This window comes from Candidatus Thiodiazotropha sp. AKAK2 (assembly GCF_058244685.1).
The window spans coordinates 18,105-43,796 of record NZ_JBSYOP010000025.1 but is presented as its reverse complement, the minus strand read 5'-3'; the positions used below and the strand labels follow the sequence as shown (position 1 = coordinate 43,796).

Annotated in this window: 25 protein-coding genes; 5 read left to right on the top strand and 20 right to left on the bottom strand. The window is 51.6% G+C overall.

The genetic code is table 11. From position 1 onward, the window contains the following. Positions 1–124 precede the first annotated feature (124 nt). Positions 125–1,660 carry an RNA-directed DNA polymerase gene (locus AC4IE8_RS11455; RefSeq protein ID WP_490791058.1) on the bottom strand — a complete coding sequence of 512 codons (1,536 nt, stop codon included), beginning with the start codon at positions 1,658–1,660 and terminating at the stop codon, positions 125–127. 30 nt (positions 1,661–1,690) lie between these two features. Then, entirely contained in the window at positions 1,691–2,911 is a 1,221-nt protein-coding gene (locus AC4IE8_RS11450; protein WP_490791057.1) for an IS91 family transposase, read from the bottom strand. A 273-nt stretch (positions 2,912–3,184) separates the two neighbouring features. Between AC4IE8_RS11450 and AC4IE8_RS11445 the strand changes: the two genes are divergently transcribed. After that, positions 3,185–4,531 (top strand): integron integrase, encoded by a 1,347-nt coding sequence (locus AC4IE8_RS11445; RefSeq protein ID WP_490791056.1) that lies wholly within the window; start codon positions 3,185–3,187, stop codon positions 4,529–4,531. Positions 4,532–4,682: 151 nt separating this feature from the next. Here AC4IE8_RS11445 and AC4IE8_RS11440 read toward each other — a convergent pair whose 3' ends face one another. Continuing rightward, positions 4,683–6,209, bottom strand: coding sequence for an FMN-binding glutamate synthase family protein (locus AC4IE8_RS11440; protein ID WP_490791055.1), 1,527 nt, complete (start codon positions 6,207–6,209; stop codon positions 4,683–4,685). 390 nt (positions 6,210–6,599) lie between these two features. Between AC4IE8_RS11440 and AC4IE8_RS11435 the strand changes: the two genes are divergently transcribed. Further along, positions 6,600–8,351: a mechanosensitive ion channel family protein gene (locus AC4IE8_RS11435; protein ID WP_490791054.1), complete on the top strand. Its 1,752-nt coding sequence runs from the start codon at positions 6,600–6,602 to the stop codon at positions 8,349–8,351. 34 nt (positions 8,352–8,385) lie between these two features. Further along, entirely contained in the window at positions 8,386–9,144 is a 759-nt protein-coding gene (locus tag AC4IE8_RS11430) for a metallophosphoesterase family protein (protein WP_068987315.1), read from the top strand. Positions 9,145–9,606: 462 nt separating this feature from the next. On the opposite strand, the gene AC4IE8_RS11425 is transcribed toward AC4IE8_RS11430, so the two are convergent. The 4 genes from AC4IE8_RS11425 to hldE all read right to left on the bottom strand — a co-directional run bounded on the left by AC4IE8_RS11425 (position 9,607) and on the right by hldE (position 15,535). Continuing rightward, the gene (locus tag AC4IE8_RS11425) at positions 9,607–10,641 is read right to left on the bottom strand and encodes a hypothetical protein (protein ID WP_068987314.1); all 1,035 of its coding nucleotides are present in this window, start codon (positions 10,639–10,641) and stop codon (positions 9,607–9,609) included. Between the two features lie 394 nt (positions 10,642–11,035). Beyond that, the gene (gene waaA / locus AC4IE8_RS11420; protein ID WP_068987313.1) at positions 11,036–12,304 is read right to left on the bottom strand and encodes a lipid IV(A) 3-deoxy-D-manno-octulosonic acid transferase; all 1,269 of its coding nucleotides are present in this window, start codon (positions 12,302–12,304) and stop codon (positions 11,036–11,038) included. 26 nt (positions 12,305–12,330) lie between these two features. Continuing rightward, positions 12,331–14,115 carry a lipid A export permease/ATP-binding protein MsbA gene (gene msbA, locus AC4IE8_RS11415; protein WP_490791053.1) on the bottom strand — a complete coding sequence of 595 codons (1,785 nt, stop codon included), beginning with the start codon at positions 14,113–14,115 and terminating at the stop codon, positions 12,331–12,333. Then, entirely contained in the window at positions 14,105–15,535 is a 1,431-nt protein-coding gene (gene hldE, locus AC4IE8_RS11410) for a bifunctional D-glycero-beta-D-manno-heptose-7-phosphate kinase/D-glycero-beta-D-manno-heptose 1-phosphate adenylyltransferase HldE (protein WP_490791052.1), read from the bottom strand. Before hldE ends, msbA begins: the two co-directional genes overlap by 11 nt. 71 nt (positions 15,536–15,606) lie before the next feature. On the opposite strand from hldE, the gene lpxL reads away from it, so the two are divergent. Then, a complete protein-coding gene (gene lpxL / locus AC4IE8_RS11405; protein ID WP_068987311.1) occupies positions 15,607–16,518 on the top strand; it encodes an LpxL/LpxP family Kdo(2)-lipid IV(A) lauroyl/palmitoleoyl acyltransferase in 912 nt (303 codons plus the stop codon). Between the two features lie 6 nt (positions 16,519–16,524). Here lpxL and AC4IE8_RS11400 read toward each other — a convergent pair whose 3' ends face one another. The 8 genes from AC4IE8_RS11400 to AC4IE8_RS11365 form a co-directional block, all read right to left on the bottom strand. Continuing rightward, complete coding sequence (locus AC4IE8_RS11400; RefSeq protein WP_068987310.1) at positions 16,525–17,064, bottom strand: hypothetical protein; 540 nt, start codon at positions 17,062–17,064, stop codon at positions 16,525–16,527. Next, positions 17,054–17,374: a TfoX/Sxy family protein gene (locus AC4IE8_RS11395; protein WP_068987309.1), complete on the bottom strand. Its 321-nt coding sequence runs from the start codon at positions 17,372–17,374 to the stop codon at positions 17,054–17,056. Before AC4IE8_RS11395 ends, AC4IE8_RS11400 begins: the two co-directional genes overlap by 11 nt. A gap of 143 nt (positions 17,375–17,517) precedes the next feature. After that, positions 17,518–17,892 (bottom strand): cupin domain-containing protein, encoded by a 375-nt coding sequence (locus tag AC4IE8_RS11390; protein ID WP_490791051.1) that lies wholly within the window; start codon positions 17,890–17,892, stop codon positions 17,518–17,520. Positions 17,893–17,915: 23 nt separating this feature from the next. After that, positions 17,916–18,182 carry a hypothetical protein gene (locus AC4IE8_RS11385; protein WP_068987307.1) on the bottom strand — a complete coding sequence of 89 codons (267 nt, stop codon included), beginning with the start codon at positions 18,180–18,182 and terminating at the stop codon, positions 17,916–17,918. A 53-nt stretch (positions 18,183–18,235) separates the two neighbouring features. Further along, positions 18,236–18,871, bottom strand: coding sequence for a GNAT family N-acetyltransferase (locus AC4IE8_RS11380; protein ID WP_068987306.1), 636 nt, complete (start codon positions 18,869–18,871; stop codon positions 18,236–18,238). Between the two features lie 223 nt (positions 18,872–19,094). After that, a complete protein-coding gene (locus AC4IE8_RS11375; protein WP_490791050.1) occupies positions 19,095–19,442 on the bottom strand; it encodes an iron chaperone in 348 nt (115 codons plus the stop codon). Between the two features lie 30 nt (positions 19,443–19,472). Beyond that, on the bottom strand, positions 19,473–19,787 hold the full coding sequence (locus tag AC4IE8_RS11370; protein ID WP_068987304.1) for a hypothetical protein: 315 nt from the start codon (positions 19,785–19,787) through the stop codon (positions 19,473–19,475). Further along, positions 19,784–20,164 (bottom strand): PH domain-containing protein, encoded by a 381-nt coding sequence (locus AC4IE8_RS11365; RefSeq protein ID WP_068987303.1) that lies wholly within the window; start codon positions 20,162–20,164, stop codon positions 19,784–19,786. The genes AC4IE8_RS11370 and AC4IE8_RS11365 overlap by 4 nt, the downstream gene beginning before the upstream one ends. Positions 20,165–20,958: 794 nt before the next feature. On the opposite strand from AC4IE8_RS11365, the gene AC4IE8_RS11360 reads away from it, so the two are divergent. Further along, a complete protein-coding gene (locus AC4IE8_RS11360; protein ID WP_490791049.1) occupies positions 20,959–22,335 on the top strand; it encodes a hypothetical protein in 1,377 nt (458 codons plus the stop codon). 434 nt (positions 22,336–22,769) lie between these two features. On the opposite strand, the gene AC4IE8_RS11355 is transcribed toward AC4IE8_RS11360, so the two are convergent. From AC4IE8_RS11355 to AC4IE8_RS11335, 5 genes are all read right to left on the bottom strand, one after another. Beyond that, positions 22,770–23,228 carry an SRPBCC family protein gene (locus AC4IE8_RS11355; protein ID WP_071891914.1) on the bottom strand — a complete coding sequence of 153 codons (459 nt, stop codon included), beginning with the start codon at positions 23,226–23,228 and terminating at the stop codon, positions 22,770–22,772. Positions 23,229–23,411: 183 nt separating this feature from the next. Then, the gene (locus AC4IE8_RS11350) at positions 23,412–23,915 is read right to left on the bottom strand and encodes an MOSC domain-containing protein (RefSeq protein WP_068994380.1); all 504 of its coding nucleotides are present in this window, start codon (positions 23,913–23,915) and stop codon (positions 23,412–23,414) included. A 24-nt stretch (positions 23,916–23,939) separates the two neighbouring features. Continuing rightward, positions 23,940–24,506 (bottom strand): histidine phosphatase family protein, encoded by a 567-nt coding sequence (locus AC4IE8_RS11345; RefSeq protein WP_068994382.1) that lies wholly within the window; start codon positions 24,504–24,506, stop codon positions 23,940–23,942. 130 nt (positions 24,507–24,636) lie between these two features. After that, the gene (locus AC4IE8_RS11340) at positions 24,637–25,161 is read right to left on the bottom strand and encodes a GNAT family N-acetyltransferase (protein ID WP_068994386.1); all 525 of its coding nucleotides are present in this window, start codon (positions 25,159–25,161) and stop codon (positions 24,637–24,639) included. Further along, on the bottom strand, positions 25,158–25,634 hold the full coding sequence (locus AC4IE8_RS11335; protein WP_490791048.1) for a hypothetical protein: 477 nt from the start codon (positions 25,632–25,634) through the stop codon (positions 25,158–25,160). The genes AC4IE8_RS11340 and AC4IE8_RS11335 overlap by 4 nt, the downstream gene beginning before the upstream one ends. Between the last annotated feature and the right edge of the window lie 58 nt (positions 25,635–25,692).

Genomic DNA, 25,692 nt, shown 5'->3' with positions numbered 1-25,692 from the left:
AACAAGGGCTTGTCTCAGTGCGAGAGCTATGGATTAAGTTTCACTACGCTTGATGAACCGCCTAGTGCGGACCCGCATGCTAGGTGGTGTGGGGAGGGCGGGTTAGATACCCGCCCTTACCCGATTAAGTGCGCTCTGGCGGATTGAATACATCTAGATGCTCCAGCATCGTGACTTTTTTAGCGACCGCACGGCAGCCAGTAAATAACTTGAAGTCCTTTTCTCGTGAGAATACTACGCCGCGATTATTTAGTATTGATCTGGTAATTGGATCTTTCAATTTTGGCTTAGTAGACAAGTACTTAACTAAGTTATTACTCACTAGAAAATAGCTTATCCAAGAAATTAAGTATTTGTTCCTGTCTTCTTCTATGATGAGTTTGAGTAAATATTTCTCTAAATGCTCTACGATAAGTTCTTGGTGGATTGAGCCAAAAAATGAATGCAGTATAGACTCAAGAATACCCATGACTTTAGGGAACGACTTGATGTGAAGGTTGCCTAGCATCAAAAGCATGCTTATTACTTTTTGAAGATTTAATATATCAACATCAACTTTTAACTTGCCATCATTATCTACGATATCCGCAAGAAATCTGTCAATCACCCCTGTGTTCGGGCATTCTTCGTGTATACGGATTACAGACAAATATAGTTCTCTGAATTGTTTCCAAGAGTAGCGTTTTCTCTTGTATGGATGCACAGAGTGATACATAGATACCCATTTTCTAAACAATCCATCCGGCAATGTATTGATATTAGTTTTCTCGTCACTTAACTCTAAATTGTATTCTTTTAAAGCTGTTTGTAAGAATTTTATGGCTGATTTGCCATCATTTTCTGATTTAACAAGAATGCGATAATCGTCTTTAAATCGTACTATATCGCACTCAATTCCAGCTGCCTTTAGTTGTTTGGACAGAGATGTATCGGCAGCGGCTGCTATTATTTCTGCAACCAGATCAGATACGACCGGCCCAATTGGAATGCCATTTGTGCACCCGTCATTGGCATTTTGGAACAATTTATCAAGCCTGTTACCAAGCAATGAAGAATTGTACATATTTTTAGGTTTTCTAATGAAGCGCTTGCCATGTATGGCCCAAGAAATACTGTGCGTATAAACAGATGGATAGAAGTTTTTAATATCTGCTTTTACGATATGTGTATATCTATATGACATTGACGCGATGTCATCATCTACCATACCTATATATTCGTAAATCATTCGCCCACTTCTAAGATAACTGAGCCTCCCTGGCTGTTTCGAGTCAATAGGCAGTGGAAAGCTATATGAAGTTACAATGCTCTGCTTTGGGAAAAGCGCCTTTAGAATAGATTTCCAGTTCCTTGTAATATGGTAGGAAATGTCATTATGTATTTTTGGCTCAATAACACCAAATGTTCTATCAGTTAACTCAGATTTAGGAAAGTGGACATTAATGCACTCAGACCTAGTAGGACTATACTTTTTCTTAACAATTTTAAAGTACAGCTTATATTTTGATGGTGCTTTGCTGACTTCGAAGCATGGAGGCAATATAAAGCTTTCAGGGTAATAACCATAACGGATAAGCCACTGATAAATATCTGGCTGCTTGAGTGAGGCAGCCAAAGATTCTGTTGATTTCCTGTGCTCTTTTATCGGATTGCTTAGCATTGTTTATTTAGCATTAAAGCACTTAACGATTTAGTTCAACGGCCGTTGCACAGGCCAAAAAAAGGGTGGCGATGCATCGATGGAATGCCACCCCATCGGCAAAACAGGTCTATCACGGTCCGTTGCAACGACTTGTTGCACATCACGACTCCTTATATAGGATAATTCACGCCTTGTACTCATTACATGCATCAGTACATGGCCACATTTCGGGCAAATTGGCGCTTCTTTTTTCCGTTTTTCAAACACCTTCTCAAGATCTAATCCTAATAAACTTCGCAATCTGTCACGCTTCTCTCGGCCACCACTGGCGTACAATCCATAATGCCTTACTTGATGCTGCCCGCCTACGGCTACATGCCACAGTACTCGCGTGATGAAATGTTCCGTTGGTAGGCTCATTGTTTTGACTTTACTGTCACGATGATCTTTGTATCGAAATCTGACCTTTTGATCATCCACGCTCAGAATCTGTCGATTCTTGATCGGCCCACCCCTGACATATCGTGAAAGATAAATCGCAACACCGTCCCCATGTCGGTAGGCACCCTGTATCCGGATATTCCACTTCTTTCGTGAAACTTGCCGCAGAATGCGACGCCAATCAAGCTCTGACCATCCTTCAGGCAGTATGATCTCACCTTCGCTATAAGCGCGGTTTAACCAACTCAGCCATTTGCCACGAAACTTTGCTTTTAGCACACCTACTGGTATTAAGAAGTCGTTTTCTACACGAAGCACTTCGTCACCTTGCTTCCCAACACCTGACACTAACACATGCATGTGAGGGTGAAATATTTGGGTCCTGCCCCAAGTATGCAGCGTGGATAAGAAACCGACTTCTCCACCAAGATAACGCTCATCTTTTAACAGTTCTTTCAGTGTCTCAGCTGTTGCCTGAAACAGTTTATCGGCACACCAACGACGATTGTAATGCCAGATCGGATTCAACTCATGGGGCAACGTAAAAACGACATGGTAGTGATCGCAAGGGAGCAGTTTGGCTTTGATCTTATCCAGCCATTCTTGACTATACGATCCATTACAGCAGGGACAGCTACGATGACGGCAGGAGTGCGGTTGTCGTAACACATAATCATCATCACGACATAACCATTCTTCATGCCCGAGTTCATCACTCTGACATGCCATAATGGCTTGTGCTGCTTTGATTTGATCTAGGCTCAGTCCGTGCATCTTTCTATAGCTTTCAAACTCCGAACGAAATATACTTTGTAGTGTCGCTTCCATGCGGTTCTCCTTTTACAAACTTATCCATGTTGGCATGACGTTGTATGGGTAATGTTAAGTCCTATCTCTTCCTTTTATTTGTGCAACAGTTGATTATGTGGACGGCTCACAAAACATATTATGTGGACCGCACATGTATTGTATTATGACGCCAATTGTACTATAAATGTTCTCATTCATGGAACGAATAAATAATAACGAGAGCATATACTCATGGAACACAATCCGGCTATAAGCCCTAAAATCGCCCAGTTTTGGCAGAATTACACTGCGATGCTGAAACGTTTTCGCATCCCAGCTAAATCCATACCCTGGTATCGACGCCATGTTGAAGCATTTATGGCTGATCACCCCAATACCAGACTCAGATCTCATTCGGCTAAAAGTATCATCGATTGGCTTGAGCGCATTGGAAGAGAGCCCCAGATCAATGCCTGGCAATATCGTCAGAAGGTCGATGCGCTGAGAATTCTGTACGGCCACTGTTTACGCCAACCCTGGTGTAGTGAGTTCGATTGGGATAGCTGGTTGAATGGTGCGAGAGCTTTGGAATGTGACCATGTAACGGTTGCCCGCACAGTCGAAATGATCGAAAAATCGGTCGAGGATCCTAAAAACCACCTGGCCAGGACTTTTCCCGATCTCTACCGGCGCTTTTTGGTTGCTATGAGGCTTCCTGACTATTCCATCAATACGGAAAAGAGCTATCTCAACTGGATTAACCGTTTCCTTCGCTTCCATAATAACAGGCATCCCTGTGACTGCACTGAATCAGACGTTGCCTCCTTTCTAGAACATTTGGCGCTCCAACGCAAGGTTGCCAACGCAACTCAGTCGCTGGCGCTGAATGCCATTGTTTTTCTCTATGCCCGTGTTTTAGAAAGACCTTTGGGAAATATCGGTCCATTCTCATACTCAAAAAAACCAAAACGCATACCAACTGTGTTGAGCATTAAGGAAATAAATTCTCTACTAATGCAAACGAAAGGAGTCAATCAACTGATTCTGCAACTCATGTATGGTACCGGCATGCGGGTTATGGAGTGTGTACGCCTTCGCTTGCTTGATCTCGATTTCGACTACCGCAATATCATTGTGCGCGCCGGTAAAGGTAAGAAAGATCGCACTGTGCCTATGCCGGATCTGCTGATACCTTCCCTACAAGCTCAGGTCGAACAGGTACAAGCGCAGCACAAAAATGATCTGAAGGCTGGTTTCGGTTCGGTTTTCCTGCCAGACGCGCTCTCTCGCAAATACCCGAATGCCGATAAGGAGTTACGTTGGCAATATCTGTTTCCCGCCAGTCGCATTGCGCAGGATCCTCGAACCGGCGTCTTGCGTCGCCACCATTTACATCAGTCTGCTGTTCAAAAAATGGTAAAACGTGCCGCTACTGCAACCGCTATTCGCAAGCGGGTAACCAGTCATACTTTACGCCACTCCTTTGCCACTCATCTGCTTGAGGCGGGTTCAGATATCCGCACTGTTCAACAGTTGCTTGGTCATGCTGATGTCTCAACCACGATGATCTACACCCATGTTATCGGCCGGGGCGGACAGGGGGCCAGGAGCCCACTTGATCGACTTGCAGGCCAGACTCACGGCCATATCGGTATTTAACTCTGCAATCCATCCTTGTGGTGGCTCCTGAATTCCCGCCTGCACCGGAATCACCATGATGAAATACGTATTAGAGAGAGAGTGCACTGTTTGCGTTTTTCGCTTTCATTTGCGGACTGATCCCTCTTCGCCATCCATGGCAGAATCAACCTCAACTGACAACTTCTTCCCGGGACGGATTCACCGGAGGAAATCGCTCATCCAACGCTACCGAAGGACCATCTGCAGTGACAATTCTGGCGTGCTGACGACGTAGGTCCCGTGCCGACTTCACCCCACAGGAGTGGGCGATGACTCCAACCTCATGCACCAGGTTATTGACGTAGCTGGCTACCCGGTCCGCCTTCACATCGGGCACCAGCCCCTTCTGCAGCTTGGGATCATGGGTGGTAATGCCGGTTGGGCAGCTGTTCTTGTTGCACTGCAGCGCCTGGATACAACCCAGCGCAAACATGAAACCCCGAGCGGAGGTGATAAAATCGGCCCCGACACAGAGCGCCCAGGCCACATCCGCCGGGGTGATCAGCTTACCTGAGGCAACCACCTTGACCCGATTCCGAAGACCATGGGCATTGAGCCGGTCGACCAGGATATAGAGACTCTCTCTGAGTGAAAGCCCCACTGCATCGATCAACGGCATGGGCGCCGCTCCGGTTCCCCCATCACTGCCGTCGAGGGTGATGAAGTCGGGGGCGGAGGATGCCCCCCTTTTATTGATTTCATCGAACAGGCTGTCGAGCCACTGGGGCCCGCCAATCACCGTCTTGAAACCCACCGGCTTACCGGTTACACGGCGCACCCGCTCGATCATATCCAACAGATCGCTGCTGCTGCGAATATCCGGGTGACGATTCGGGCTGATCGCATCCTTGCCCTGCGGAATGCCGCGAATCCCGGCGATCTCTTCGGTCACCTTCTTTGCCGGCAGAATCCCCCCTTTACCCGGCTTCGCCCCCTGGCTCAGTTTGATCTCAAACATCTTCACCTGAGGCAGTGCGGCCGCTTCCTTCAATTTGTCATCATTCAGATTGCCGGACAGATCCCGCACCCCGTTCTTGGCGGTGCCGATCTGAAATACGATGTCGGCGCCCCCTTCCAGATGGTAGGGAGAGACGGCCCCCTCGCCGGTATTCATCCAGCAGCCGGCCCGCTTGGCACCCATGGAGAGGGCCAGCACGGCGGGCTTGGAGAGTGCCCCGTAGCTCATCCCGGAGATGTTGAACAGGGAAGCCGTGGTGTAGGGGTGTTGGCAATCCTCACCAATGGTCACCGGGCCTGGCGGCACCGCATCCTCACCCAGGGTCGGAAAGGGGCAGTTGACGAACAGGATCGAACCGGGGCGTCGGATATCCCGGGTGGAGCCGAAGGCCACCGTGTTGGGCAGATTCTTTCCGGCCCGATAGACCCAGCTGCGCTGGGCCCGGTTGAACGGCAGCTCCTCCCGGTCCATGGCAAAGAAGTATTGGCGGAAGAACTCACCAAGATGTTCAAAGAAGTAACGAAAATGACCGATGACCGGATAATTTCTTCGAATCGCTGTCTTGGTCTGGGTGATATCGAAGATGTAGGTGACGATCACCGCCACCAGAATCAGGGTCAACACCACCAACAGTATGACGGAGAAGATCTCCAGGGTAGCCAGCAGAAAATTCTGGATCGACGATTCTGAACCACTCATTTCAACCTCCTCAGATGCAAAGCGGATGCGACAAATCATCACAACCAATGATCAGCATTGGATGAAACTACAACCTACGGGGGTCTGGTGATGCACCCTCCTGGAAAATGGCGTGGTGCGATTTGGATCGGTTCGTACCGACTGGGCTTACAGCTCCTGCTCGGACTGACCCGAAGTTTCATAGTTTTTATCGGCCTGAAGATTAGGAACTTGATTCCAGCGAGTCTGGAAACGATTGTATTTGAAGCCATTGCCAATCCCTTCCCCCCTGCCCGGTCACTTTACCGCTCACTGGAGGTACCGGATTTATTGCATGAAAAGATCCATGATCCGCTATACACATTGGGTTAAACTAGCGCCCAGGATCAACCTCAACCTCTCTTCAAGACCATGTGTTTTAAAAATAACCCAAGCCTGTTTCTTGTCCTGCTGCTGACTCTGTTATTACCACCTGTCTGGGCAGAAGAGGCGACCAAGGCCGACGCTGAATCGGACCAATCCGAAGTAAAACCGGCCGCGGTCCCGCAAACCCTGAAATCCCCCCGCGCCACCATGGAGACCTTTCTCCATGCCATGAACGACATCAAGCGGGGCGCTCCTGAACGCATCGATGCGGCGATCACCACCCTGGATCTGTCGGACATCAATTCGTTGGTGAGAAAGGAGCAAGGGAGTGACCTGGCCTGGATGTTGATCGAGGTGATGGATCGAACCCGGGTGGTCGATCTGAAAAAGGTTCCGAACCAAAGCGATGGCCCCACCTACCTGTTTCACAGCTATGAACACGGCGACATCCGTATTGCCCGGACCGAGTCCGGTGCCTGGCTGTTCGACCAGAACACCATCAGCCAGCTGCCGGCGATTATGGATGAGGTGGCCGAGATCCAAAGGGTCGACGGCAAACAGGCGGAGTCGAGCAAAATACCCTGGCATATCCGCTTTCGTCAGCAGATACCCGCCTCCTTCAAGGCGGCCACCTTTCTGCTGCCCAACTGGCAATGGCTGGGCCTGCTGTTCACCATCCTGTTGGGTGTGGTGGCCGACAAGCTGCTCTCCTTTTTCCTGCGCAGCGGGGTACGCCGCTGGCGCAATCAGACCAATCACCAGGAGTTCAAAGAGATCTCCGAGGATATCCTGCGCCCACTGGGACTGATGGCCATGGCGCTGATCTGGTGGAGCGGTATCAACCTGATGGGGCTGACGGAAAACGTCATGCTGATCCTGCTGGTGGCGGTGAAGTTTCTCGCCAGCATCTCCGGGGTGTGGGCAGCCTATCGCCTGGTGGATCTGGTCTCGGCGTTTCTGCATAAACGGGCCCAGCTCACCGAAAACAAACTGGATGACGCCCTGGTACCGCTGATCCCCCGCACCTTGAAGATATTCGTCACGGTGATCGGCTTTGTCTTCATCGCCGACAACCTCAACGTGGATATCTCCAGCCTGCTGGCGGGTCTCGGCCTTGGCGGTCTGGCCTTCGCCTTGGCGGCCAAGGATATGGTGCAGAATCTGTTCGGCTCGGTCACCGTGCTGATGGATCGCACCTTCTCCGTAGGGGACTGGATCATCGTCGACGGGGCGGAGGGAAGCGTCGAACGCATCGGTTTTCGCAGTACCCGGATACGCACCTTCTACAACTCGGTGGTAACCGTACCCAACTCCAAGTTCATCACCGCCACGGTGGATAACATGGGTGAGCGACGCTATCGCCGGCTCTCCTGCAAACTCTCTCTCACCTACGACACCCCGCCGGATCGTATCGAGGCCTTCTGCGAAGGGGTTCGGGAGCTGGTTCGCCAGCACCCTTACATGCGCAAGGACTACTACCATGTCTACCTGAATGAGTTCGCCGCCTCCTCCCTGGATGTGCTGCTGTATGTCTTCTGGGAGACGCCGGAGTGGAATACCGAACTGCGCGAACGGCACCGTTTCATGCTCGACATCCTGCGCCTCGCCCAGGGGCTGGAGGTCGAGTTCGCCTTCCCCACCCAGACCCTCTATATGAAGCAGGAAGAGGGGGATGGGGGCGCGGCCGACGAGATGAGTCAATCCAAAGCTCAACAGATGGGTCAGTCCCTGGCGCAGCAGATCGTTGCGGATACCACCGGCACCGGGGTAAAGCCGCCACCGGTCACCTTTCCGTAGCACGGATCACGGCAGCGGGGACAGTAAGGGTTAGATGAGGATTTTCACAGTCTCAGACATCCATATCGACTTTGCGGTGAATGAGCAGTGGATCGTCAATCTCTCCAACTTGGACTATCTCGATGACTGCCTGATTCTGGCCGGCGACATTTCGGACTCGGAGGCCCTTATCGCCCGCTGCTTCGATCAGCTGAAAAGGAAATTCAAAGCGGTTTTCTACGTTCCCGGCAACCACGATATCTGGGTTCGCAAAGACTCCCCCGCCGACTCGATTGAGAAATTCTTCAAGCTGCTTGAGTTGGCTCAGCAGCATCAGGTCATCACCGAACCCAAGCGTCTCAACGGCACCAGCATCGTTCCGCTCTTCTCCTGGTACGACCTCAGTTTCGGCACCATGAGCGATACCCTGTTGGGCAAGTGGATGGATTTCATCCACTGCAAATGGCCCGAGGCCCTGGAGACTCCGGAGGCGCAAAATCGGTTCTTCCTGGATAAAAACAAGCTCCAGGTGGCTGACTCGTCCGAGCGGGTGATCACCTTCTCACACTTTCTGCCCCGCATCGACGTGATGCCGGATTTCATTCCACGCCGGTTTCGCGACATCTACCCGGTGCTGGGCAGCCCACAGCTCGATCAGCAGATTCGCGTGCTCAAATCAGACATCCATATCTACGGCCACAGTCATGTTAATCGGTCCGTCAAGATTCAAGGCGTTCGCTACATCAACAACGCCTTCGGCTACCCTTCAGAGACCCGCATAGCGGCGAAGAGTCTGATGGAGATCGATAATTAAATGGGGTTCCCGTTTTGGTTGTCTTTTTTGATTTCAGCAATTGGCCGCGAATGGACGCCAATCACCGCAAACGTTCGCAAATAACTGCATAATAGCCCCTCTCCCTTGATGGGAGAGGGGTTGGGGAGAGGGTGCGCATCAAACATATGATGCAATTGAAGTTTAACTGCACTCACCCATCACTCTTTGTCTTGGGGAGTATTTAAATTGATGGGGGTGCTGATGGATACATTCCCCCTCTCCCCCAGCCCCTCTCCCCCAGCCCCTCTCCCGCAAGGGGAGAGGGGAGCTACTCTTTCATTTTAATTTACATGCTGTTGGCTATGGATTGATGCATCAGACACTGAATAGCGCTTTAGCGAACATTGGTGCTGATCAGCGTCCATTCGTGGCTTTCCCCGATAACTGGCAATCAAAGGTTCTCAGGCTCAAATCCCACAGTTCAAATCCTATCCGTGAGAGTTAGGCAACGGATTTCCCGGCCCAGGTTTTACGCTTCGATTCATCGCTCATCAGGTGATGCTCGATGAGCAGTTTATAGGCCAGCTTCACATCCTTGCTGGAAAGGGCCTCGAAGGTGGTGATCGATTCCGGCCATGAGCGTGTCCAGCGAAGTGTCTCCTGGCCTTGCGGGGTAAAGGTTGCGTTTGCGATCACCCGCGAGGCACTGTGCAGATTTTCCGCACCAAGCCAATTGACCAATGGAAACTCCAGACGTCTGGGGTCGTTCTCGATGACAGCCGCATCGACCAGCGTCGCCAGCTCAGGATAGCGGGCCGCCAGCATACGAAACATATACTGGATCAGAGCAATGGTGAAGATCTTCATCTGCACCTGTCGCTGGCGACTGGATCTCAGGCGTTGAATCACTTTATAGGCATGTAGGACTGGGCGTAGATCCTTGGCGAGAAAACGCTTCAGAAAAGTGGGGTCCATCACCGCTTCACTCTCGAAATCGAGATAGCTGGTCTCCATACCCTCTCTGGAGAACATCTGCTCAGCCAGCAGAACCGGGTCACTGACATAGAGCAGAGTGTGGCATTTCAACTCCCTTACCAGGGCTTCCGTGGCGAGTAGAGCGTGGCTCTCCTTGAGAATCAGCGTGGGATCCGGGTCAGACGGCTTATCCTCTGCCATCAGATCAAATTTTTTCTCCGCCTGCGCTCTTTCAGCGTATATCCGATAGACCCGACTCATGGGGTTGTCTGCCGTCAGAACCTTCTGATAGGGCATCGCCAGCCTCTCCCCATGATTGGAGAGGGTGAGCTTGGGCTCGAACTTCACCAAAGGATGGTGAATGTAGTGATTCTCCGGCAGGGCCTGGGAGAGCAGCTGGACGAAATGGCTGATACCGGCACCCTCGACCCCCAGCACCAGATGGATATCTCCACCATTTCCCATATAACCCGCATGGGGCAACTGTTGTTTATCGAGGCGTTTTTTCCAGAGTAACTGACTGAGAAGCAAGCGCTTGTTTGGTTTGTGGAGCTTTTTCATTCAGGGATCTCATAGGTTCGCGTCGTCCCTGAAGACTCGAGAGAGAGGCATACTATTCAGTTATTAGTGGAAGTATAAGACAACATATGTGAAGCCGGTCGCGGTTTGATACCGCCAAAAAGGAACAGCCGGCCTGGTTCTCAACAGTGTGAAAAGGTTCATGTGAATTGAATCGCACAGACTCTTTCAATGACCTGCGTATTGTTTATGGCGATTAGCATCAATTTGTAGCGATATATCGCAAACACACAAAATAAAGCCCCGATAAGAAGCGATCTAGTGCAGGGCTGATAATAACCAATTATAGGAATAAAAAGATTATTTCAAGATTTTGTTCGTTCGAACTGTTTATCAACAATAACCTTGATAAGCACAGTCACAGAAATAAGGTGGGTTAATAATCATCCAACAACTGCTCAATCAAACGGGTCAATCGATCCAGGGCGCCACGATTTTTGTCCACCAGCTCCCGCCCCGCTTCACCGATACGGCTGCGCTCACTGGCATCGCTTAACCACTGAGTGATCTGTTCTGCCAGGGCTTCGGCGGAGGCAACTTCAACGGCAGCCTGCTGCTGGGTGAACAGCTCTTTGATCTCATTGAAATTGAACATATGAGGGCCGAACACCACCGCAACCCCCTGGGCTGCAGCCTCAAGGATATTATGTCCTCCATGGGGCACCAGACTGCCACCGATAAAGGCCGCATCGGAGGCACCGATGAAAAGCGTCAGTTCTCCCATGGTATCGCCCAGGAAGACCCCGGTCTCTTCATCGCAGGGAATCTGCTGGCTCCGCCTGACCAGAGAAAAACCGGATTCCTCAACCAGCTGAGCCACCCGCTCAAAGCGCTCAGGATGGCGTGGCACCAGCACCAACAGGGCATCGCCAACATGCCGGCGAACTTCCATATGAGCCTGCAATAGCAGCTCATCCTCCCCCTCGTGGGTGCTGGCGGCAATCCAGACCGGCCGGGCGGCGCCCCACTCTCTGCGCAGCACATCAGCCAGCTCCAGCAGACTGCCTGGAAGGTGGATGTCGTATTTGATACTGCCGATCACCTCCAGCTGCTCGGGCCGGGCACCCAGGGTGTGGAAGCGCTCCGCATCCGCCTCCGCATGGGGAGCGATCAGGGTCAGATTCCGCAGCGCCTGTCGGGTCAGTCCGGCCAGTTTGTGATAACCCCGCGCCGAACGGACCGACATGCGGGCATTCGCCAGCAGGGTTGGAATCTTTTCCCGTTTGGCGTGATAGATCAGATTGGGCCAGATCTCGGTCTCAACCAGGATCAACAGCCTGGGTCGGTAGGCTTGCAGGTAGCGCTGCACCACCCAGGGCAGATCGACTGGCGCGTAGCGATGGGCCACATCGTTACCGAACAGGGCGTTGACCCGGTCGGCTCCGGTTGGGGTGGTGGTGGTGATCAGCAGGGGATGATCCGGATAGCGGTCGAGCAAACGGCCCACCAGGGGCGCAATCGCCTGTACCTCACCCACCGATACCGCATGGATCCAGATCCCCTCCTGGCCCTCCGGGGGATCAAAAACACCGAATCGCTCCAGCCAACGCTCCCGGTAGGCGGGGGCCTTGCGCGCCCGCCAGAACAACCGCAACGGATAGAGCGGCGTCAGCAGCATCAGCAGTAGAGTATAAAGATATCGCATAACGACCAGCGCTTAAGCGGCAACGGCTATCCTTCATCCCCGGTATCAAAGTGTTCACTGAACTGGTGTCGACAGAGCTGATAGTAGGCTCCCTGCTGCTCGATCAGCTGCTGGTGCCTGCCCTGCTCGATCAGCTCTCCGTCATGTACCACCAGAATCGTATCGGCATGCTGGATGGTGGAGAGGCGATGGGCGATCACCAGCGTGGTTCGCTCCCTGGTCAGGGCCTGCAGGGCTGCCTGTACATGCCTTTCCGACTCGGTATCCAGTGCCGAGGTAGCCTCGTCCAGCAACAGAATCGGCGCATCCTTGATCAGTGCCCTGGCGATGGCCAGTCGTTGACGCTGCCCACCGGAGAGGCGCACACCATCCTCACCGATACGGGTATCGAAACCTTCCGGCAGGCGCTCGATGAACTCCAGGGCATGGGCGCTTTTGGCCGCTTCCCTGATCTGTTCCATGGTGGGTTCACCCTGAGCCCCATAGGCGATATTGGCCGCCACCGTATCGTCGAACAGCACCGACTCCTGCCCCACATAGGAGAGCTGCCGACGCAGACTCAACAGGCTGAGATCCTGGGTATCGACCTCATCGATCAGAATGCGCCCGCCGCTTGGATTGTAGAAGCGGGGAATCAGGTTGGCGATGGTGGTCTTGCCGCCGCCTGAGTGCCCCACCAGAGCCACCGTGCTGCCCGGGGCAATCTCGAAACTGATCGGTTTGAGGGCATCCTTATCCATATTCGGATAGCGGAAGGAGACGGACTCGAAGGTCACCCGACCGGCAACCCGCTGCAGCTCCGACTTGCCGTCGTCGGCCTCCGCGGGCTCATCGATCAGGCCGAATACCGTCTCGGCCGCAGCCAGCCCCTTCTGCAGCGGCTGGTTGATCCCGGTGAGTCGTTTCAAGGGTGAGAAGAGTAGCCCGATGGCCGCCATCAGCGAGACGAAACCACCAATGGTCAGCTCCCCCAATACCGTGTCATGGGTACTCACATAGACCAGTGCCGCAATCATCGTCGCGCCGACGATCTCCACCAGGGGCATGTGGGCGGATCCGGCCACCTTGCTCTTCATGTTGTAGCGGCGCACCCAGTTGGCCCGCTCCAGAAAGCGCTTCTGCTCATAGGGCCGACCCTCGAAGATCTTGATCACCTTGTGGCCCCGCACCGACTCCTCCAGCACCTGGGTCATCACCCCCATGGTGCTCTGCAGAGAGCGGTTGACCCGGCGCAGCCGCACTGCCAGCAGTCGCACGGTAATCACGATCACCGGCAGCGCCAGAAAGATCACCATGGTCAGCATCCAGTTCAGATAGAGCATGTAGGCCATCAGGCCGATCACCACGATGGTGTCTTTGACGATGGTGGTCAGCACCTTGGTCGCCGCCATGGTCACCTGGTTGACGTTATAGGTCACCTTGGAGATCAGGGTGCCGGTGGCATTGCTGTCGAAATAGGGGGTCCCCATGGTGAGAATCCGCTCGATCATCGAGCGGCGCAGATCCAGCACAACCTTGCCGGCAACCCACTCGAACGCCACACTGGTGACGAAGTTCATCACCCCGCGCACGGTGAACAACAGAATCAGCAGGATCGGCGACCAGAAGATATAGTCCGGATCCTTCGCCACGAAGCTGCCGTCGAGCATCGGCTTCATCAGAATCGGGATCAGCGGTTCGGTCATCGCCAGAATGATCATCGCCGAGAGGGCGCCGCCAAACTGCTTCCAGTAGGGTTTTACCCGCTGCAGCAGCCGGAAATAGAGCTCCTTGCCCGACATACCGGAACCATCTGGTGTCTCACTGGCCATCGCGCATCGCCTCGACGATTCGACTGGTGGATCGGCCGGGCAGAAAATCGAGTACCCGCACCTCCCCGCCGTTGTTGACCACACACTCATACCCGGCGATCTGCTCCGGTTTGTAGTCGCCTCCCTTCACCAGCAGATCGGGTTTGACCGCACAGATCAGGGACTCCGGGGTATCCTCACTGAACGGCACCACCCAGTCCACCGAGGCGAGACCGGCCAGCACCGCCATCCGCTGCTCAAGCGGATTGATGGGTCGATCCTCACCTTTCAGGCGGCGCACAGAGTCATCGTCGTTGACCGCCACCACCAGCCGGTCGCCCAGCTGCTTGGCCTGCTGCAGATAGCGCACATGCCCCTCGTGGAGGATGTCGAAACAGCCGTTGGTCATGACAATCCGCTCCCCCAGCTGGCGTGCCGTTTCGCTCGCCTCACAGAGACTCTCCCGGGTCTGGATGGTATGAAAGTCGAAATCCCCCTGACGGCTCAGCGCCCCCTTCAGCTCGCCCAGGGTGACACTGCCGGCACCCAGCTTGCCCACCATCAGGCCGGCCGCCACATTCGCCAGACTGGCCGCCTCATGGATCGGCATGCCGGCCGCCATCCCCGCCCCCAGGACACCGATCACCGTATCGCCGGCACCGGTCACATCGTAGACTTCACGGGCCCGGGTGGGCAGATGCAGCGGCGGGGCATCTTTCTGAATCAGCAGCATACCCCGTTCACTCAGGGTCACCAGCAGGGCATCCAGATTCAATGACTCGCGTAGCGCCATGCCCCGCTCATTCAGCGCCTGATCGGTCTCACAGTGACCGACCACCGCTTCGAACTCTTTCAGGTTGGGTGTCAGCAGGCTGGCATCCCGATATTTCTCAAAATCACTCCCCTTCGGATCCACCAGCACCGGCACAGCGGCACCCCTGGCAGCGGCAATCAGCTCCTGGGGCTGTTGCAGTGTCCCCTTGGCGTAGTCGGAGAGAATCACCAGATCGCTGTCGGCCAGCTGCTTTTGATAGTGCGTCCTCATTTCCGCCAGATCCACCTGCCACATGGGCTGTTCGAAATCGAGTCGCAACAGCTGTTGATGCTGGCTGATCACCCGCAGTTTGGTGATAGTGGGTACTGACTCACTGGCTTGAAGCAGACATTCGACACCCGACTCGGCCAACCGTTCTGTCAGTCGCTCGCCGGCCTCATCCCGGCCGATCAGCCCACACAGTGCCACCCCAACCCCGAGACTGGTCATATTCAATGCCACATTGGCACCACCCCCGGGCCGTTCTTCGGTATCATGCACATGCACCACCGGTACCGGGGCTTCGGGTGAAATTTTAGCGGCCGCACCCTGCCAGTAGCGATCGAGCATCAGATCGCCCACCACCAGAACACGCGCCTTACTGAAGTCAGGAAGTTGAAATTGCATCAAACAGTTAACACAGGTTGGGACAAACCCTGTAGTTTAGGGGTGGCGACAGGTAGTAACAAGTTCTAAGCATGGCAAAAAGGCGTAAACACTCACTCTACTCCCCGATAAACTGGCCTGCCTGGGTGGGACTCGGCCTGCTGTGGCTGACCAGTCAGTGGCTGCCCTACCGCATGGCCCTGCCCCTGGGTCGGGGCATCGGCAGCGTGATCTACCGCCTCTCTGCCAAACGCCGGCATATCGCCAGGGTCAATCTACAGATCTGCTTTGCCGACAAATCGGCCGATGAAATTGAGCACCTGCTGAAGCAGCATTTCGCCTCCCTGGGTGTCGGTATGCTGATGATCGGTTTTGCCTGGTGGGCGAAAGACAGCAAGCTGCAACCGCTGGTGGAGATCGAAGGGCTGGAACATCTGCAACGCAGCCTGGAACAGGGCAGAGGGGTGATTCTGCTCTCTGCCCACTTCACCGACCTGGAGATCACCGGGCGGCTGCTGAGCCTGTTTCAGCCCATCGCCGTGATGTATCGCCCGCATGAAAACCCGGTCATCGAGTGGGCCTTCACCCGTAACCGGCAACAGCGCTTCGAGGCGGCCATCCCGCGAAACGAGATCCGTCAGGTGGTGCGCACCCTGAAAAAGAACCTGCCGGTCTGGTACGCCCCGGACCAGAGCTTCAAAGGCCCCAACAGCACCCTGGCCCCCTTTTTCGGCGAACCGGCGGGCACCAATACCGCCACCTCCCGGCTGGCCAGGATCAGCAAGGCCGACACCATCCTCTTCTCCGGCTATCGCAAGGCGGACGACAGCGGCTACAAGCTGATCATCCACCCGCCCCTGGAGGCCTTCCCCACAGAGGACCTGCCAGCGGATGCAGCCCGCATCAATGGCCTGATCGAGCAGGCTGTGGGCTATGCCCCGGAGCAGTATCTGTGGATCCACCGACGCTTCAAGAAACGCAAGGTTATTCCAGATCCCTACTAGGGCCTGCTACCACTTCATCATGGGCAGTGGATCAAAGGGGTGTTTCAAAAACCATCGACCGGCCCGCCTCGCCAGTGCTGCATGAAAACCCGCATTGGGAAAAACCGCTTTGACCTCCTCTACCTGCGCCTTTGTAAGGCCGAAGCGGAACAGACCCATTGAAAAATCGACCAGATCCCCCTGCCTGAAGCACTCCACCAGAAGCTGCGCCTGATCGTTATAGGGGCGGAGTTTATGGTGCTCGGTGATCATCAGGCTGATCTCTTCCGACCAGGCCTCAAGCCCACAGCTTTGCAGATACTCCAACATGGGTGGCAGCGATGGGGGAATATAGTCCACCGTATCCTCGATCCAGATCCCCAGATCGTGGAACGCCCCGGCAATCAGAATCTTCTGCCGGGCCGCTTCATCCCCATCGCTCAGCATCTGACAGAAGTGGACCATCCTGTAGACGTGATTTCGATAGCCCTGATACTCCTCGCCGATCAGTGATTGCCATTCGGCGAAGATATCCTCCAGCAACGCGATCTCTGTCTCAATCTTCACGCTTGGACTCCGGTGTTCTGTCGATAGCGTCCTGCCCCAGTATCTCATCCAGTTGATAACTATCCTCAAGCTCCATCAACAGCCTGGCCTTCTCAACCTTTGCTATCTCGGACCAATGCCTCTCCTCCAACGCGCCCACCATGGCGTAAAGAAAATTCAGGCTCGGCTTCTCTCCGCCGGCGTGCATCAGCCTTTTGTAGGCACCAACCGCACCGACGTCCTCCAACTCACGCCTGGTACTGATACCCACCTCGTTGAGAGCCTTTTCTGACTTAGGGCCAAGCCCTTTGAGTCTGCTCAATTCCCCCATCGGTTTACCTTGGACCTGCTAACACCAATCCAATACGTCCTGCTGGGTCTGTTTTTGTGTCCAGCAAGGCAGAATGTGTGTGGTGTAGTGATTCTACATGAGTGAATGATAATGCCGCTGGGTGCAAATCATGCCCTAACAGGTTACTCAGCAGATTCAAGCTGCTGATAATGTTCAGGCAGAAACCGGGGAGTGCAGATAGCATAAAAGATCAGATCCTCCGAGCTGGTATTGGTGATCCTCTGAGGGGTCATCGGCGGGATAGTGACCAGATCACCTGGTTTGACCGTTGCAGCGGGTAACTCACCGACTTCCACACACCCCTCTCCACTGAGAATAAGGTATCGCTCCGCCGTCTCCGACAGGCGGTGCCAGCAAGTTGTAACACCCGGCTCAACCCTTGCCCTGGCGATAGAGCAGTCAGGATCATCAGCGCTATTGCAGAGTTCGATGATATGGCACCGTTCCTCAATATAGAACTCCCGGCCTGAATCCAGATGCCTGATTTGTTGCTTCATCTCAAATACTCAGTATGGATCGATTACACATAGGGCGACAACACTTTTGCCACAGCCAGGGAGATGATCACCACCAGCCAGAAAATGGGAGCCAAAACCACCAACCTCGCCAGTTTGTGCTGAACACTCTCTAAAAAGACCAAACCGGAAACCAGACCTATGCCCATAAACGCCAGGCAAGCATAATTCAATGGCGGATTGACATAAAAGATCAGAATGGAAAACAGAAGCCCGACGGCAAACAGAAGTTGCAGAATCCATTGATAGCGCGTTGTTGAGAGCGCACTCATCATACATCCTTGTTTAATTCGCCCAGCCCAACGGATATCCCTTTATCCGGTTCTCAGCATCTCCCCGATGATTGCCCAGTGCGATATTCATACATACAGGCCTGACCACCTTTGGTGGCATATTCATGCAGAGGTGAATCAAAATCCGCAATCAATTCAAACCCCAGTTTTTCATAGAAACCACTGGCCCCCATCCGGTTGGTCTCCACAATGATCTCCCGCACACTGCCGGACTTGCAGAACGATTCAAACCCGCACCACAGACTACTGCCGACACCCACTCCCTGATAGTCTTCGGCCACCACAAACAAGACAATTTCACTTCTGCCCTGCCCGACAATGGCCGCCCTGTTCTTCTGGTGCTCTTGAATTGCCTGAAACAGGCTTTTCTTATCCTCCGGCCTGTCCCCCCTGACCGTCAGAAGTCGCCACAATATTTGCAGCGTGAACAACAGCTTGCCTTTTGGCTTACCGACAAATTCATTATAGCCGAAAATGAATCCGACCAAACGGCCGTCATCTTCGACAACCCTTCGATAATTACTGCTGACCAGAGAGCCCTTGGTATAGATAATCTTCGCCAGGGCCGACAGATCAGCGGGTTCAAAAATCTCATCGAAGCCCCAGGCCTGATTAACCAGCGCTTCACAAAATTCATAATCCGATGGCTTGTAAGGTCTTATGATCATGTCCTTTATTTGACCTGAACTGTTGTATTGAGGACGCCACTCAGCTGCACTCAGGATTCCATTTTGGTCTCTCCTGCCCAAATCCGGGCAGAGACGTTACTATGAGAATTCAGGCAAGCCCGACCACACTCATAAGCTTAAGAAAATCTCTGACGGGTTACTGTAACCAATTGTATGAATGGTTAGCTGATTTGTAACAGTAGACTGACAGAAAAGCCCATGATCAATGGCCTTTCGCTTCGGAGATTGCGTGATGAACCACCGATGCAAGATCATCGAGGGGCAGAGGATCCTTATCCTTGAAATTGATACAACCCTTACCTGTCTTGATTTGCGGATATTTTGTTTTGAAGGCGTCGATGTGCGTGGCACTGCAGGTATAGAGAGAGATATAGTTTTTCTGATTGGCCAGCGCAACCCAACCTTCACCCAGTCGATAGGTTGGCATCTTATAGTGCATGTCAACGATCAGATCCGGATACTCATTCACTATCATCTGATGAAGAAGCATAAAACGTTGTTTACGCTCCTCAGGCAGATCGGCAATGTAACGATCGACAGTTTTGACCATCTTGTAACAGAAGTTCTTGAAAGAGTAAGTTTAAAACACCCAGGCTATCAGTAACCAGTTCAGTACAAAAAACAGAAAAAATCCAGGAATCATAAACTGGAGTTCCCCAATCAGACCGTCACCGGAAAAGAGTGCGAACAGCACCAGCAGAACAACTGAGACAAAAAAGGAGATCAGGGCAGAGTCCTTGACTCCCAAACCCGGACTCAGATGCATCCTGGCAAGCTCTGTGAGTTCAGGCAGCATCAGTACCAGGATAACCCCAAGGACTAACAACATGGCAATCAGGACAATCGCGATGGTTCTCGACTCCCGTTTATCCTTTTTGTCAGTTTCACCGATCATTGATCATCTTTCCTGGGACGGATAATCTCACTGATCCTATTTGGATCAGGCAGGCCTTTCGCCACGATTTCCGGGCTATCGCCGGCCGTATAGATCTCAATCGAACCAACACCGAAAATACGATCGAAAAAGGATTGTTTCACCTTGGTGGTTCTGACACTGCTGATACTGATCTCCGAGCGCTCTTTACTCAGAAGTCCCTTTTCATAGAGTATTTCAGTGTCGTTGATGGTTAACTTGGAGGCTTTGTTTTGCAGATGCCAGACAAGCAGTATCACCAAGCCAACACCAAATACCGGTATCAGGATGATGGAAACAATAAATCCGATCGGATTGTTTTTGAACATGACAGGATGCTCTGAGTACAGCTCACTCATGACACAGCTCCTAGAACTTTAAAAATTACAGACTGACCAACCTGTTTGTCGGCCCCGGCATTGTAATACACCGCCGGAAAAACCAACAGGTCCCGGATCAGGATTGAAGCTGTGACTATCTGACTGATGAGTCAAACCGTGGAAATGAATCACTCCAAAACATCGACCAATATTGAAAACCACGCTTGATCGGCCTGTTTTCTCAATGGATTGTTATTTTTTGTCAACAAGCGGTAACAGTTTCTCATGGATTGAGGCGTGATCGAACTCACGGCCGCCAACCACTCATCATCTTCACCCACATCACAGACAGGACCTCAACACCATGGGCCTGTATGCATTGATAGAGCCGCTCCAATGAGCCATATCACAGCGGCAGGAAGGAGAGCAGGTTACCCAAAAATAACGATTACAACTTTACCTGTAGAAATCTAGACTAGATCTGGCATATATTATGATCAGTTCCGATGCCACCTGACAGCGGAGAGAGGCTGCCCAGGTTTAACTAACTCAATGCAGACCGAATACAAAGCCTGCTGCATCGGCAGAGAACGGCCAAAAGCGGAAGCTTAAACCATATAAAACATGAGAACCCTAGAGGTCTAAAGCAGACCATTTTGTACGGAGCAATAGATTGTAGACTCGCCAAAGCGGACTTAACAACAACATCAATCGATGTCTAACACTATTGATCTTCATTGATCTAATAGCGTTTATACTATTACTTTATGATCTACTCGTTTTTATCATCGCCGGTGAAGGGATTAGTCGATATTCGAAAGGCAGTTCATGATTTGGAACTACCTGATAATCGTGGTATTTGGGTCGATGAACTTGACGATTTTAGAACTAGCGATGAACTGGATAGAGAAGATACATTTGGCGATACCTTGGAAGGGCTTTTTAGGCGCATCAGAGAATCACAAGAATTCCTTATCTTGTTAGGCAGCGATTGGTACGGAACAGGATTAAGGATTGATGATCAAATCGCCCATGTCTCATATTGGGAGGCTGAACTTTTCTATGCAATTCTACTAGGCAGAAAGGTGCGTGTGTTTGAAGTGGCGGGATTTCAACCAAATGGCAAACTCGAAATTCTGTTAGGGATGCTCCGTAACGCGATACCCTCTGTTGATTGGGAAGGGCCATATGAAAGATCTAAAATTGTTAATAAAATCCATGAATATCTCATAAAGAAGATAGATCAATCGGTTGGCCAACAGAAAGCCATAAGACGCCTGCGTGCTAATTTGGTGGATGGTTTCTTCAATCTTCGAGGTGCAGACGCCAAAGGTGGATTAGCAGAAAACGAGTCACTACCTTTTTTTGATGGGGCTTTCTTAGATTCAACCGTTATACCAAATGAAATAGTTATTTCAAAATTGCTAAATGACGCGCGGAGCCAATCTGATGAGGAGGGGCGTTTAACAAAGCTTTGGGTTGTTTTTCGTGAACTTTCCAGCGCATCTAGTAGTAAAATTGATCGACGAGAATTTCTGAATTATTGGAATAGATTCTACGGAGAATGGGCGTCAGCAGGTTCATGGTACGGACTACATGGGCACCCCAACCTAGCTGTTCTTCCTGCTTTGGTGCAGCAAGCAAAAACACGAAACCAAATGCAAATATTAGGTCATTCTGCATGGAAAGACGAAGAAATGGCCTATCCTGGTGGCGCACTTGCGAGTTCACGATACTCTATTGCTGGCATATCGCGCTCATTGATAACACGGCGTTTTCTCTTGGGCGCGGCACTCAAAGACATAGAGCGCTCAATTTCTGAAGGTGCTGGAGATGGTGCTAATCTTCTAGCAACCCGTGGTAGCATTTACAGACGACTTGGAGCGATATGGGCGGCGGTGAAAGACTATGAGTATGTGCTACAGGCACGTCAAAGAAAGGGAGCTTCGGATGGTGCAGTTGGCCAAGCTATGTCTGAGCTAGGATTTGGTTATCTCTATCAGCTTCGTTTTTGGAAAGGGCGTTCACTACTAGAAGAAGGCGTGCAATTATTATCAACAAGTGACTCCCGGCTAGGTTTCCTGATTCAAGCAAAAAGAAAGCTGTCCGTTGCCTATTTTTTAACCGGTCACCCTAAAATGGCTCGTGATATTTTATTTGAGGCTCAAAGCCTAGCTAAAAAACATAACGTACTAGACCAAATTCGATGAGGTGCTGTAAACAAATGCATGCACTATGATAGATAAAGCGCCACACGTTCTTCGCACTGCTTTGTACTGCCGGTTATGTAAAGCGTTGACAGTCTACTTATTAGAAGTACTCTGAAATCACTTTAATGTCAGCTTCGGTCGCGTAGCAGGCGTCTAAGCTAACGACTCGCTATGTCTCCTTTTACCGGGACGGAAACTATGACTGTTAGATGACATCAAAACTAGACTTTCAATCTGTCAGATCAAGTTCAGACTTCTACACTTTACCACTGAATACGGCCAGTCCCGCAACGCAACCATCCAGATCGGTAACTCTGAGTGCTGGCAAAGGCGCAGCCGGATCAAGCCTGACAGTATGGATGATATTTGATAAAGCGGCTTCATCTGAGGAAATGAATACGAACTCTTCACAGAGTGTTTTATCCTGATACGACTCAGGTCTCAGCATTCTGATAAGGTGATCCTTTACCCGTTTCCAGATAATCTTTCAAACTACTGGTAAAATAGAAGTTCCAGCCCTGCTCACAGATCTCATAGCAGTCAAGTTCAGACACAAGACCCTCATGGAGGAAATCGATCTGAGTACCTCCATCAACCGCTTGCAACTCCCACTTGAGTTTTGTTCCTTCCCACTCCTTCTCGATTGAGGCAGGCAAACCTTGATGGAGATGATGGGCTTCAATACAGAGCAACTCTATCAGTCTGTTCTCAGACAGCCCAATAACCTCCATTTTCCAATAGGTTGAATCGAATCTGAAAGTTACTCGATCGCCAATCTGAGTGATAACGTTGCAATTCGTAGTCCACCACTGATCGATCTCTGCGGTAAGCGCCTGGAATGTAATTGCCGGCGTGGCAGAAACGACAATTTGACGGGTAAAGCCGAGTGTCAAAGCGTAAACCCTCATTGTAAGTTTTATGATCAAGCGGACTCAAACACCGAACCTTACATCGGCTGGCCCTGCGCATGAATCACCCACCATTGCAGTATAGATGACTCATCGGTATGAGTAATGCCACACTTGCGCCCACAGCTTGAAGTCAACCAGGACATGTAAACAATGTTCCAATTCACCCTAGGGTGATTCAGCCACACCACCCAATGAAACAACCTTATCCTTAAGGTTGACTTTTCCGGCCTGAATTACACTTGCAACGATCCCGCCATGACCACGCATTGCGTTATAGCCTCCCTCACCCAAAGCCTTCTCCATCTTACTGCAGGGGTGACAAAGCCCTCTGAACTCGAGAACCGCCTCACCAACCTGAAAGCGTTTATCTTTCAGTGCCAGCAGATTGATACCCGACACCACAATATTTCGGCGTAACAGCTCAGGCAACAGCTCTTTTCGGTGAAGACATCCTGCTATGACCGGTAGATGCTCATATTGAATCAGTGTCACTTGCCTGGCACTCTCGGCACGACCTTTGAAACGGTCCCCGACCAAGCCTTTTCCCAGCTCGACCATCACCGATTGGAGAGAGCGCATGGGTTCACCACGTGCAGGCCTCACACCGATCCATTCCACGCAGCCTCTCTGCGGTAGATGCATCATCAGAGCTTTTAGCGGTTTGTGCATATTCGACCGTTTCTGAAGTTCAACTCACTCTGTTGTCACGCACATTTCGTAGCTACCGAACTCCCAGTATTTTCTTCCTGGACTTGAAGGGCCATTCCAACCCAATGCCCTCAGTTCCTTGGCAATATAGTGATTGAGAAAACCATGACCAACCAACAGCACGGCATGATGTTTCGACGCCAACTCAATCAACCTCTCTGCGGCCGACTTTGCTCTCGACCTGGCTTCCCGGTATGACTCACTGTTTTTTGAAAATCCCATATACCACAGACTTCTCAATACAATGACCCATATTTCCAACGGTAGTCTTAGCGAAGTTTTGTCAAAATAGGGCAGATTCAACTCACGAAAGAGTCGATCTGAGAAGTCCACCTGAGCCACGCCAAGCGCCTTTGCCGAATCCAAGGATCGAGCCAAATCACTGCAAACGAAACAGTGGTGATGTGTTATCTGCTGAACAGATTCCGCCGGTGGTGAATCGTTGATAGTTGCACCATCATACTCCCTTTCCAGCTGTTTAAACTCATAGCCTCTAACACTTCGTTGCCACTCAAAATCAGGACTGCCATGTCTTAGTAGCGTTATACGCATAACCAATAATCACCAGTTGTATAACCCTCATTCATCCCTGCACTGGAGGAACTCGATGGTTCTGGAATGATGGATTACCTCTGAATACTACCGCCTGTTAATCAATCAACAAGCGAACCTGATGCACAGACTACCAGAGCTCGCGCTTACCGAAGGCCTCTGCACATCGCACTTTGCCTTTAATGTCGCTGACCGCTCCCGGGTTCAATTCCAATACCATCCAGGCCTCCGGATAGTCGATCTGATAGGGTGGCTCAATTCCATGTCCAGCCCAGAAGCCAACACGCTGGTAGTAGTTGGGATCACCAAGAACCAGCACGAAATCGGCCTGCAGTTTCCTTGCTCTTTCAATACCCTCTTTGATCAGAGCAGTACCGATACCTGATTTCTGATAGGCCTCGCGTACAGCCAAAGGGGCCAGAATGACTCCCGAACAATTCAAAGCACCTTCTATGGTCACAGAACTGAAGAGAATATGCCCTACAATCTGCCCCTCATCCATAGCCACCAGTGAGATCAGTGGCTTCACCGATTCATCACGAAGCAGATCAGCAGCCAACCTGGCTACACTTTCGCCTTCAGTTGCACCAAATACCTGCTTATGCAGCTCGATGACTGCATCTACATCTTCATTCGCAGACGCTTTTATTATCACTCTTTTTCAGCCCACTCACGAATCTTGCGTTTGAGTTTTTTCTCGACCTTCTCGCCGATCTCATCCCACTCCCCATCCGACCCAGCTGGCGCATCCTCTTCCGCCCACTCCTTAAGCCTGCGCATCACTTTATTCTCCACTTTGTCACCGATCTCATCCCACTCTTTATCACTGCTCGCCTCCTGCTTTGTCTTACAGCTGGCATGACAACCACCACCCCAGACCATGATGACACCAAGCAGGAATCCGAAATCGTACCAACCCCCACTGTTGTCCAGTTCATAGACAACCACATTGTCGTTGAATAGATGGATTACCAGACTGATCACAGAGATCACACCGTGCCAGAGCCCCCAAAAGAATCCCGCTGGATTCTCCGCGGTGAACTGAGAATCTCCCGCCGTACAGGATGCAAGCGTTACAGCCAACAGTAAAACCAGCATATATCTTAATAGTGAATAGACCTTGTTCATTGCACCCCCCTTACCCACCAGACTCACTGAAACTCACTAACGAACTCATAATATTCTG

What these genes read in the sequence shown, in the direction of transcription:
- AC4IE8_RS11455 (WP_490791058.1), bottom strand. Translation starts at nt 1,660, where the DNA reads ATGCTAAGCAATCCGATAAAAGAGCACAGGAAATCAACAGAATCTTTG.
- AC4IE8_RS11450 (WP_490791057.1), bottom strand. Translation starts at nt 2,911, where the DNA reads ATGGAAGCGACACTACAAAGTATATTTCGTTCGGAGTTTGAAAGCTAT.
- AC4IE8_RS11445 (WP_490791056.1), top strand. Translation starts at nt 3,185, where the DNA reads ATGCTGAAACGTTTTCGCATCCCAGCTAAATCCATACCCTGGTATCGA.
- AC4IE8_RS11440 (WP_490791055.1), bottom strand. Translation starts at nt 6,209, where the DNA reads ATGAGTGGTTCAGAATCGTCGATCCAGAATTTTCTGCTGGCTACCCTG.
- AC4IE8_RS11435 (WP_490791054.1), top strand. Translation starts at nt 6,600, where the DNA reads ATGTGTTTTAAAAATAACCCAAGCCTGTTTCTTGTCCTGCTGCTGACT.
- AC4IE8_RS11430 (WP_068987315.1), top strand. Translation starts at nt 8,386, where the DNA reads ATGAGGATTTTCACAGTCTCAGACATCCATATCGACTTTGCGGTGAAT.
- AC4IE8_RS11425 (WP_068987314.1), bottom strand. Translation starts at nt 10,641, where the DNA reads ATGAAAAAGCTCCACAAACCAAACAAGCGCTTGCTTCTCAGTCAGTTA.
- waaA (WP_068987313.1), bottom strand. Translation starts at nt 12,304, where the DNA reads ATGCGATATCTTTATACTCTACTGCTGATGCTGCTGACGCCGCTCTAT.
- msbA (WP_490791053.1), bottom strand. Translation starts at nt 14,115, where the DNA reads ATGGCCAGTGAGACACCAGATGGTTCCGGTATGTCGGGCAAGGAGCTC.
- hldE (WP_490791052.1), bottom strand. Translation starts at nt 15,535, where the DNA reads ATGCAATTTCAACTTCCTGACTTCAGTAAGGCGCGTGTTCTGGTGGTG.
- lpxL (WP_068987311.1), top strand. Translation starts at nt 15,607, where the DNA reads ATGGCAAAAAGGCGTAAACACTCACTCTACTCCCCGATAAACTGGCCT.
- AC4IE8_RS11395 (WP_068987309.1), bottom strand. Translation starts at nt 17,374, where the DNA reads ATGGGGGAATTGAGCAGACTCAAAGGGCTTGGCCCTAAGTCAGAAAAG.
- AC4IE8_RS11390 (WP_490791051.1), bottom strand. Translation starts at nt 17,892, where the DNA reads ATGAAGCAACAAATCAGGCATCTGGATTCAGGCCGGGAGTTCTATATT.
- AC4IE8_RS11385 (WP_068987307.1), bottom strand. Translation starts at nt 18,182, where the DNA reads ATGAGTGCGCTCTCAACAACGCGCTATCAATGGATTCTGCAACTTCTG.
- AC4IE8_RS11380 (WP_068987306.1), bottom strand. Translation starts at nt 18,871, where the DNA reads ATGATCATAAGACCTTACAAGCCATCGGATTATGAATTTTGTGAAGCG.
- AC4IE8_RS11375 (WP_490791050.1), bottom strand. Translation starts at nt 19,442, where the DNA reads ATGGTCAAAACTGTCGATCGTTACATTGCCGATCTGCCTGAGGAGCGT.
- AC4IE8_RS11370 (WP_068987304.1), bottom strand. Translation starts at nt 19,787, where the DNA reads ATGATCGGTGAAACTGACAAAAAGGATAAACGGGAGTCGAGAACCATC.
- AC4IE8_RS11365 (WP_068987303.1), bottom strand. Translation starts at nt 20,164, where the DNA reads ATGAGTGAGCTGTACTCAGAGCATCCTGTCATGTTCAAAAACAATCCG.
- AC4IE8_RS11350 (WP_068994380.1), bottom strand. Translation starts at nt 23,915, where the DNA reads ATGCACAAACCGCTAAAAGCTCTGATGATGCATCTACCGCAGAGAGGC.
- AC4IE8_RS11345 (WP_068994382.1), bottom strand. Translation starts at nt 24,506, where the DNA reads ATGCGTATAACGCTACTAAGACATGGCAGTCCTGATTTTGAGTGGCAA.
- AC4IE8_RS11335 (WP_490791048.1), bottom strand. Translation starts at nt 25,634, where the DNA reads ATGAACAAGGTCTATTCACTATTAAGATATATGCTGGTTTTACTGTTG.